The sequence below is a fragment of the Vibrio sp. S11_S32 genome (genome assembly GCF_014694465.1).
Lineage (GTDB): Bacteria > Pseudomonadota > Gammaproteobacteria > Enterobacterales > Vibrionaceae > Vibrio > Vibrio algicola.
Window position 1 is genome coordinate 1 of sequence record NZ_JAAUWS010000070.1, and the last position, 9993, is coordinate 9993.

A 9993-nucleotide genomic window follows, 5' to 3' on the forward strand; every position below is an offset into this window, starting at 1 on the left:
GATCAAAAATGAGCAACTAGATAATCCAAATGGATTATCTAGTTGGGAACAGTTTTACGCGCTCGCAGCATAATTACGCCTTGAGATTAGAGTCATAGTCGCTTATTAAAACTTTGCGACAGAACCCTTAAATGACTTATTTTCTCTTGCTGCAAATACCTTGTTAAATTGGGCAAAAAAAATGGGCCTTGAAGTCGATATATTTGGGGCTTTACACACCTATGGTAGAGGCCTCAATTGGCATCCACATATTCATTTATCCGTCACTCGAGGTGGGTTAGATGAAAATGATAACTGGCAGCCTATCTACTTCAAAAAGAAGCATGTGGAGTATCACTGGCGTCGAAGCTTAATTGATTTACTCAGACGAAAGTACGATGAGCTAAATTTATCAACTGGGAGCACAGAGCACATCCAAGACTACCGTCATTGGAATTTTTTCTTAGAGCGCCAATATCAAAGATATTGGAACATCCATTTTGCAAAGAAAACTAAACTGTTAAAGCAAACCGTGAATTATTTAGGTCGCTATCTAAAGCGCCCACCAATATCAGCCTCAAGGCTGCGTCATTATTGCGGGGGTACGGTGGTGTTTAAGTATTTAGACCATAGAGATGGTGAGCACAAGACAATGACCCTAACGCAAGAAGAGATGATTTTGCGTTATGTAAGCCATATTCCTCAAAAACATCTAAAGATGGTGCGCTACTACGGTTTTCTATCCAATAGTAAACGAGGTCGTTTACTTCCGTTAGTTTATGCTGCTTTAGAAAGTACAAAGCCAGAGCAGACAGATAAATTAACGTACGCCAAACAATACAAAGGGTTCACCGGTAACGACCCATACAAATGCACACTTTGTGGAAACAGAATGGTATTTACAGGCTTTACAAAAGGTCCAAAGAATGACGAATTACTGGATTCGCGTCGCTTTAGTATGAGAAAAGATAGGCGATTAAGGATCGCTGCGTAGGATAACTACGTCTAAAACGCAGAAATTTGAGCAGAAACCATACAAAAACGCTGTTTTTGTATGAAGATAGCCGTTAAAAAATAATAAACCGAAGGCTCTGATAAGAAAAAATGAGGTATTTTATCTTGATGATTAGGATTGAAATTCCTAACCATCAAGGCCACATACTATTACATCCATGCGAATAAAAGTTGCAGCGCTGCAACTTTAATCGCAAGTTAAATCGCTTAATGGTTTAACCACATCGAACATTTGTTCAATCGGAACACCAAAGCACACTAAGATAGCCGCCCATACGCCGAATTTCATGTTACCAATTAAACGGCCAAAGTGAGCTTTATCATAACCCAGCAAGTGCGCCAACTCTTGACGCTGCAAGCCTGTAATAGAGCCTTCTTGACCAATGAATAACGTCACGATTTTAACCGACGGCACAACAAAATCACGGGCTTTAAACACATAAAAGTTTTGAATGATCATCCATAGCTCTGGATTTTTAGGCTCGAACGGTTGACCGTCTTCGGTAAAAATTAACTTACCGGTTGCGATTAACACAAGTAGACCCCAGGCGGTATATTTGATCGTAGAAAGCGCATCTGGCGTCACATCAGCTTTTTCTTTCCAACGACGGAAAGTACGGGCATCCGCATCAAAGTGTTTATGAAGATAACGAACCTCACAGCCGAGCCGCTGCGAGGCCAGCTCCATGATAGTTTTAACTTCGTTGACAGTCGGACGTTGCCAGGTCGCGGCGGGAAAAGTTTTCATTGTTTTAATCTCTTTTAAGTTGCCCATGCGATCTCGCACGGGCAAAAAAATCACATGCACTCAATCGCTGTTGCCAGCTCATCTTGAGCTTGGCGACGTGGGATTTTCACTGGCAAGTTATAGCCCTTCACATAAATCAAAAGGTAGCCATCCATCACTTCGCAAGATTCCATTTCAGGAAAGTAGTGCGGTTCCGCATCACTTTGCGAAGACGCGACACTGTCACTATTGCTGGTTGACTTATCTTGATCTGAGTCGGTTTTACCCTGGTTACACTTATCTTTAACTTGAGGTTTTGACTCATGCTGAGTGACTTTAGGGGCTTTAATAGACTTAATGATCTCTCTTAAACCACGCTCAAACAACTCTTTATTGCGAGCTGCTGCAAGATGCTTTTGAAAAGTCTTTGCATCAACGAGTTGATGCAAATCGGTCATTAAAATAAGAAAGTTAATGTTTTGAGAGATACCGTCAATTGACAGTTGTTTAACGTCCTCCGGCGCGCTTGCCAGCTTCATTAACCTTGACGCTTGAGACTTGCTGTAACCAAGCATGTCGCCCACGCCTTTAACCGATATGTCTTTAACATGCAGCTTGACCAATTCCGCTAAGCTTTCAGCTTGGCGCACCATAGGAAGGTCGTTTCTTCCGACGTTCTCACTCACTTGAGCGAATTTTCTATCAAAATCAACGTTAGGGTTAAGCCGTTTTTGTTCATCATCATAAGCTTTGGTTAAGATGGCGCGCACTTTTAAGTCAAGCTCTGCACACGCTTGCCAACGGCCTTGGCCGAACACCAACATAAAATCACCAGGACGGTCGGGGTGCTTGCGCACCTCGACTGGCTGTGTGTTTCCGTTAGTTTGTTTAATCGAGTTTTTAACTTTTAAAAACTCAACAGGATCACGTTCTTTACGGGGCTGATTAGGGTCTGGGTGGATCATGTCATGAGGGATCAGCAATACCTCATCTTCCACTTCAATGCGATTCACTGGCATGACCGCTGGGCGGTCATGCTCTTTTTTTTCAATCGAGACGCGAGCGGCTGCGGTCGCTTTTTTAATGAATCCGGCCATGTTAAGCCTCCTCGCCTAATAATTGTGTCACTTCTTTAATAAACAAGCGGAAGTCGTGGGCAACGGGCTCACTGGGTGCGAACTCGTTAACCGCCAGCAGATCTTCTTCCGCTTGTTTCACGATTTCAGATTGACGAATGCGATTACTTGAGACCGGTATAACATCAGAAAGACTTGGCAAGTCACGGACGGTTTCACGAGACAGCTTAGTTACTTTACTGTACTTGTTAACCACCATCATGGCTTGCATGGTTCCTCTGGACGCCTCAATGTAATTTTCAGCGGTTTGAAGAAAGCGATAAGTTTTACGCACGGCCACGGGCGAAGGCTCAATAGGAATGATCAATACATCGGTTTTAGTTAAAACCTTGTGGTTAAGTTGCTCTTGGAAGTTATCATTATCACCAACCAGGTCAGTATTAACGCCTGCCGTATCCACAACAACCAGATCAAATGAGTTGCGGTAAATGTCGAGCATTTTAGGAAACTCTTTTGCATAGCCGTTAATGACCGTTAAGTTTTCAATCTCACGGCTCTGGTAATCGACCAGTGTGCCGTCTTTTTCACTGTCAACCAGCAACACATTTTTGCCGTCCATTGCCATACCAATGGCAAAATTCACTGCTTGAGTTGATTTGCCTACGCCACCTTTAGAGTTAGCAAAAGTTACTATTTTTCCGCTCATTTTTTTCATCCTGTTTGGTGATGCCCACATAAGGGCTCTATCATTTTTGTTTTGTTACTAGAGTTCCACTGTTTAATCGAGCATTAACCTCAGCTCTTGATATAAGCACGTGCTTTCAATGGAAGCATTGCAAGTATTTTAATGTGCATTTTGTCCTTATTTTCTATAGTGTGAGCCTTGTCTCAAAACGCTGTTATTTAGAAACCAAAAAAGGCTTATACACAACTACACAATTACTTTCGAGAGTGGAAGTAGAGGTCTCGAAAGCTCATGTGCATTTGTGCATAAGCCATTAAGTTGCAGCGCTGCAACTTTGTTGTTTTTTCTTTTCGAGAGATCCCAACAAAACCACTTCAAATAAACCTGGCTTATTACTAAGCCAGTTATTAAGGTTTTGCGTTGACACACCAGAGATCTCTGATACTTCCTTTAGGTTTTTAAAACCTAATTTTTTTGCATGTTCGGCAGCCGTCATAAGATCACAGCCAATACAGAAGCGACCATTACAACCGTTACAACAGCTACAGCAATAACAATTTTGTAACCTTTTAAAAGATGCATATTTGTATTATCCTCTTTAAGTGAAGGGGCACTCAGCCCCTTGGCTTAAAAACCTAGTAACTTCATCATGCCAACGATACTCGTTACTAGCAGCACTGTGGTTATTGGTATTTGAATCGCTAATTTTAATATCTCTAACCGCTGTTTTATTTTTTCAAGTTCTTCTTTTTCCATACTCCTCCTTATTTCTTTCTGAGTATGAGTATGTTTTATCAAATATTTTGATAAGACACAGAAAAACAACCCAAGAACATCAAAATACTTGATGCAAATCATAGGCATCATTTTCTCAGAAAACACCTATTGCAATGTAATCTAAGAAAGTTGCAGCGCTGCAACTCTTTTTCTTTAACAAGATAAAAAAACTTATTGAGTGCGGAGCACATACGTTCCCCACGCTCATAGTTACCTGGCGATTGTGCGTAAAACAGTGGTCAGCTTGCCTGTCCATGTTTTTCCACATGAGACATGTTGCAGAATCTATTCATCTATATCATTTCTCAATGCTGCTTCTAAATCTCTGATGTAGCACTGCACTATATAATCCGTCGTTTTAGAGTCAGTTTGCATTGCTTTATAGATTGCTGAGTTTGTCGGAGCCACTCCGACCATTTCTCTAATTTTAACTTCTGCTTTTCTCAAGCTTCCAGCTTTCGCAACTAGCTCTTGCAACCGCTCAATACGTTCCTTGCTTGCCATTTATTATTCCTCTGCACTTCTAATCTTTTACAACCGACCTTATGCTTCCATCGAAAGCACTTCAAATTTTAAGCTAGAAAAATCATTATCTAGTGCATTGTTTAATGGATAGTGTCTGAGGATATTTTAGACACAAAAAAACCAGCTAAAAAACTGGCTGTGTTGCTTAGAATGGGCTACCTGTTCGGCAGTATTTCCCCTTAATTTCGCGAATGGCTGGCAAAGACTATCTTTTTAAGTTCCCAGCAGTCCTTTGGATTCAAATAGAGCGTTGAGAAATCTAGTTGTGAGATCGCCTTTTGCGTTTCAACATCGGTTGACGATAAAACCAACCAGAGTTTTTGTGGTGATGTCTTAGAGGTTTTCTTGAAGCTCACGCCATTAGTTTTCATCACCTTTACCAGTAAGCATATAAAGGTTCCAAAGGTGTTTTTCTGCCGTTACAACCACTTCACTTTCTACTTTAATATCAGCCATCACATTGTCTTTTGTGTATTACACATGTAATACATAACCTTACTCATTAAGTTGAATTAAAACTTTCCCCTTTAGCTGCTTTTCAACGCATCTAATAGATCTTCAACATCAACTTTAATTGAATATCCGTTATCACTGCCAGGAGGGTTTATCCATAGCGTCGCTTCCCTCTCACTAACACTAACCGTCAGAGAACGAAGAGAACCATTAGGGCTACTTCCTTCTATAGTGCAGTGTTTTTTGAAATCATCGTCATGTTTTATCGTACTACTTAGCATGTCCTTTCCCCTTAATGAACCCAATCTTCGAGATTCAAACCAGAAACTCGTTTGAACTCTCTTGTGTTGTTAGTAACAAGGACACAACCAGTAGCGATTGCGTGTCCTGCGATAGCAGTATCGTTATTGCCAATAGGCGTACCTTTTGCCATTAGGTCGCGTTTAACTTCTGTAGTCGCATCTACTGCGACTTTATCCCAAGGTAAAATCTCATCAACTCGCTTAAGAAATTCTTCTACAAGTACCGCATATTTAGGAGACGCTTTTTTACCAAGTAATCCATACTGCATTTCTTGGTAAGTGATAGCCGAAATCACGATTCTATGTTGTTTACCAACAACCGCTTGAAGCTTTTGCAATACCGTAATTGGTTGCTCTCTCATAATGAATGAGCAGATACAGGTATCGAGCATGTAGTTGATCTTTTTAGCCAAAGTTAAATCGTCCTTCGTCTGTCACTACATCGTCACGGTTAGCCATGAAATCATCATCAGCTTTGTCTTGCTCTCCGAACGACAACCAATCGGGGCGAGCTGGGCGCAAGGTGATAACATCACCCTCTTTGTAAATTTCTAGCTCGTTCACACCATCGAACTCAAAGTATTTAGGCAAGCGAACCGCTTGATTCTTTCCGTTTTTAAATATTGATACCGTTCTCATAACGTCCTCACTACGGGCATATGCTCAACATATGACTAATGTACGTGATTATTAGCATATGTCAAACATATGTCCTAATTTAAAGTGGCTAAAATGCTAGTTCCGCGAGTGCTCTCATATCTATTGGATCAGTGTGTAGAAGCTTATTGGTTGTCTTTATGTCCTTGTTGCCTAAAGCTTTGTGAATACTTGGAACGTCCACCTTATCTTTAAGACGTAGAGCAAACGTGCGTCTACCGCTTTCAATGGATGCGTTCTCGATGCCACTGTTCGTTAGCAGCTTTTTGATGTAAGTGTTTAGACTTGGACAGTAGTACGACACTTTGCCTTTGTCAGTCTCTTTGCGCTGTATCTGAAACTCACCGTATCGCTTGCGAACAAAGAAAGGGGCATCAGGTTCAAAGCCGTTGTATCTATCGGGATGCTGACCATCTACAGGCCGCTTATCAACATAGTTAGAGATCAACTCTTTTAGGAATAAGTTTAGATAGGCTTTCAGGGGAAATTAGGAGTACATCAGAAACATTATATAAGTGGGCTTGTTGCAAATAATCAGAGAATGCAGGTTTATCCAGTGATGGGGGTAATTATTACTGGTAAATCACTTCAATATTGAATAGACGATTCATGAAGGCAGATCTCTCCTGCACTATTGTTTTTCATTCATCATGACGTAACCAAAAATCAAATTGCCCTTTGTTCAACATCCGTAATGATTCGAACCCCTGGATAGTTGACCAAGCTCTCTTTCGTATTTTTAAACCACCAGTGGCTACAACGAGCTTCTTGATGGGAGCGTGATCGGACTCGATACCATTATTGAGATACTTCACTTGCCGCTGCTCAACATCTGCTCGTAGTCGTCCCTCCTCCTTCAAGCGGGTAATCACATTGGCGTATGAGGAATACTTGTCTGTGTTTAACGTTTTAGGCTGATTGTCTAAGTCGTAATACCTCAAGCAGCGCCTAAGAAATTGATAAGCGGCTTCTTTATTACGTTTGTGAGAGAAGTAGAAATCCAGTGTTTCACCTTGCTTATTGATGGCACGGTAAAGATAGTGCCACTTTCCCTTCACTTTTACGTAAGTTTCATCAAGCTGCCACGATGAGTCTGTCCGGGTGAATTGATATCGTCGTAACTTCTTGAGTAGTGCTGGGGCATATTCAATAAACCAACGATAAATGGTCGAACGATTAACCGAAATTCCTCGCTCTGCTAGCATATCGCTGAGGTTGGCATAGCTCATTGGTGTCGAACCATACCAACGAAGGCACCAAAGAATGATTTCAGGGGCAAAGTGTTTCCATTTGAATTCTGGGTTGGTCATTGAGTCGCTAGATTAGATGAGAAAGAAGGAATTCTGAGCCTTAGCTGAATTTTTTATAACAAACCCAAAAATAAAACATGCCTCTCAAATTAATCTGCAAACAGATGTGTTTTTTTATAAAGTACTATATTTTGGGTGAATTGCACATTAGATTATAGTTAAAGCTATTTCTGAATGTATTGAGCGCGAAGAAAAGTACCATTTTTTCATGGAAGTACATTAGGATAGTTACGATATATTTATGCAGCACTTAAATACTGCATAAAGGGTGAGATCTTACGTTTAATATAACTAGGAGCTATTTATGACAGAACCTTTTTTATTACTCGATTGCAGTAACTAATTTCTTCAACAAAAGGTATCATAAAAATGATTTTTAAAAAAAATTTTTTATCGAAAACATTAATAGTTAGTGCTATTGGTTTATCCCCATTACATTCCTATGCTGGACCAATAGTTGGAAGTGATGTTAGGTATATGTCATGTGTAGAAGTTCAAAATCCTCTTCAAGATGATGTATTACTTACTGTTAAAAACGAAACAAATCCACTCGGTGCATCAGATATTAATACAACAAAATATAAAATAAAGAAAGGATTTTCAGGTAAGGTTTGCCCTGGCTATATACTAGTAGCAGATGATTCACCATCTGCAAATTATTTTCTTAGCTGGGATATCAATAGAATAAGTGATGATAGGTTACTCGATTCTTTTAGTACAACATTTCACTTGGATACACCTGTAGGTTCTATGATATGGGACATTGATGAAAAAGGGGAATGTGCTGCAAACACAGGAACTCGAGGTGTATATCTAGATCATTATGGTGATTCATCTTGTGGGAAGATAACTACAGGTGTAGGTGATATGATGCAGGCTGTATTTGTCACAGATCTATAATAAAGAGGTTTTATGAAAAAAAATATTTTTATCGCTTCACTTTTTTTTGTGGCAGTACATGCTAATGCGGATATGTATGGAGATATAAAGCAAAAATCTTGTATCCATATTGCTACGCCACCAAGTGAAGATATAATTGTTGATGTTTATCAAGATGTGCAAGATTATGATCTTCACACACCACAAACTAGACCTGTTCGTGTAACTCAAGATACTATAACCATAAAAGCAGGTACTACAGAAAAGGAATATTGTTCTAGTATGATTGGATATACTGGTTATCATAATTCTACTGTGGGAACAGCATTTAATGTTTTTAATAGCGATAAAACAAAATTACTAGATAGTTTTTATAGCTATTCTAATTTTAATGGTGATGGTGCAAATAATGATTGGGATTTAAATGAATTTGGAAGTAAAAAAGATAGCCAATGTAATGCAAAAGATGAAACACAAAGAGGCGTTCATTTGTGGGCTGTTGATAACCATGGAACATCTCATTGGACCTGTTCTCCAGCAGAAGATATTCCAGATGAAAATACCGTACACATTGTGTTTACGCCTAATTTTACCCTGTAAATAATTCTGTATAACCGTCGGGGTTACATATATTTAGTAAGTTGGTCTTCGAACATAATCATAAGGGAGAAGTGTCCCCTAGTTTTCGGGCATAACTTTAAGTGATTGATCTGATTTAATATGGGATTGTTGCAAATAATCAGAGAGTATAGTCCCACCCAATGATGGGATTAATTATTATTGGTAAATCACTTCAAGAGAGTGTCCTGAATTCTGTGTAAGTGTCTAAACTTAAGCCTTAAAGGCTAAGGATGGACAATATGGATAAGAAAGCACTTGAAGCTTTTGCTCGTGAAGCTGCGAAATCAATTAAGACAGAATCTGATCTTGATGACTTCCGAAAAATGTTAACTAAGGTGACCATTGAAACGGCGTTAAACGCTGAACTCGATGAGCACCTTGGTTATCAAAAACACCAATCTAGAACCAGCTCTAACTCCCGCAATGGCTACTCGGGTAAGTCAATCATCACCGATGATGGAGAAGTTGATATCGACGTCCCTCGCGACCGTGAAGCTAGCTTTGAACCTCAACTCGTGCGTAAGCACCAAACTCGATTCCAATCCATGGACGACAAGATATTGAGCTTGTACGCGAAAGGCATGACCACACGTGAAATCGTCGCAACGTTCAAGGAAATGTATGATGCAGATGTCTCGCCAACGCTGATATCAAAAGTAACCGACTCGGTGCTTGAGCAAGTAATTGAGTGGCAGTCGAGACCTCTCGACGAAATTTACCCTGTCGTCTATCTCGATTGTATCGTGGTGAAGGTGCGTCAAGACAAGCAAGTCATCAACAAAGCAGTCTATCTTGCATTGGGCGTCAACATGGAAGGCCAAAAAGAACTGCTCGGTATGTGGCTCTCTGAAACGGAAGGTGCCAAGATAGCGATGCTGCGCATCGAGCGAGGCCGCGTTAAATTATGTATTCAACATAAATTCAATTGACGCTATGATCTCTGCATCCTTTATTATCTCGAATTAAGTACCTCTTGGCACGCAACTAC

At 40.2% G+C, this 9993-nt stretch carries 10 protein-coding genes and 3 pseudogenes; 4 read left to right on the forward strand and 9 right to left on the reverse strand.

Annotation, left to right across the window (positions count from 1 at the left end):
• Positions 1 to 127: 127 nt before the first annotated feature.
• Positions 128 to 973, forward strand: a pseudogene (locus HC723_RS15740) (IS91 family transposase); the annotation flags it as partial.
• 207 nt (positions 974 to 1180) lie between these two features.
• Here HC723_RS15740 and HC723_RS15745 read toward each other — a convergent pair.
• From HC723_RS15745 to HC723_RS15780, 9 genes and pseudogenes are all read right to left on the reverse strand, one after another.
• Entirely contained in the window at positions 1181 to 1741 is a 561-nt protein-coding gene (locus HC723_RS15745; RefSeq protein WP_190339751.1) for a hypothetical protein, read from the reverse strand.
• A gap of 50 nt (positions 1742 to 1791) precedes the next feature.
• Positions 1792 to 2817 (reverse strand): ParB/RepB/Spo0J family partition protein, encoded by a 1026-nt coding sequence (locus HC723_RS15750; RefSeq protein WP_190339752.1) that lies wholly within the window; start codon positions 2815 to 2817, stop codon positions 1792 to 1794.
• A 1-nt stretch (position 2818) separates the two neighbouring features.
• Entirely contained in the window at positions 2819 to 3502 is a 684-nt protein-coding gene (locus HC723_RS15755) for a ParA family protein (protein WP_190339753.1), read from the reverse strand.
• A gap of 292 nt (positions 3503 to 3794) precedes the next feature.
• The gene (locus tag HC723_RS15760; protein WP_190339754.1) at positions 3795 to 3977 is read right to left on the reverse strand and encodes a hypothetical protein; all 183 of its coding nucleotides are present in this window, start codon (positions 3975 to 3977) and stop codon (positions 3795 to 3797) included.
• A gap of 131 nt (positions 3978 to 4108) precedes the next feature.
• Complete coding sequence (locus HC723_RS17745) at positions 4109 to 4237, reverse strand: hypothetical protein (RefSeq protein ID WP_274601947.1); 129 nt, start codon at positions 4235 to 4237, stop codon at positions 4109 to 4111.
• 306 nt (positions 4238 to 4543) lie between these two features.
• Positions 4544 to 4762, reverse strand: a complete 219-nt coding sequence (locus HC723_RS15765) for a hypothetical protein (protein ID WP_190339755.1) — start codon at positions 4760 to 4762, stop codon at positions 4544 to 4546.
• Positions 4763 to 5528: 766 nt separating this feature from the next.
• Complete coding sequence (locus HC723_RS15770) at positions 5529 to 5951, reverse strand: type II toxin-antitoxin system VapC family toxin (protein WP_238925525.1); 423 nt, start codon at positions 5949 to 5951, stop codon at positions 5529 to 5531.
• Positions 5944 to 6177 (reverse strand): type II toxin-antitoxin system VapB family antitoxin, encoded by a 234-nt coding sequence (gene vapB / locus HC723_RS15775; RefSeq protein ID WP_190339756.1) that lies wholly within the window; start codon positions 6175 to 6177, stop codon positions 5944 to 5946. Before vapB ends, HC723_RS15770 begins: the two co-directional genes overlap by 8 nt.
• Before the next feature lie 590 nt (positions 6178 to 6767).
• Positions 6768 to 7505 (reverse strand): annotated as a pseudogene (locus HC723_RS15780) (IS6 family transposase).
• Between the two features lie 369 nt (positions 7506 to 7874).
• Between HC723_RS15780 and HC723_RS15785 the strand changes: the two are divergent.
• The 3 genes and pseudogenes from HC723_RS15785 to HC723_RS15795 all read left to right on the forward strand — a co-directional run.
• Entirely contained in the window at positions 7875 to 8405 is a 531-nt protein-coding gene (locus HC723_RS15785) for a hypothetical protein (protein ID WP_190339757.1), read from the forward strand.
• A 12-nt stretch (positions 8406 to 8417) separates the two neighbouring features.
• Entirely contained in the window at positions 8418 to 8984 is a 567-nt protein-coding gene (locus HC723_RS15790) for a hypothetical protein (RefSeq protein ID WP_190339758.1), read from the forward strand.
• Between the two features lie 260 nt (positions 8985 to 9244).
• Positions 9245 to 9871: pseudogene (locus HC723_RS15795) on the forward strand (IS256 family transposase); the annotation flags it as partial.
• Positions 9872 to 9993: the final 122 nt, after the last annotated feature.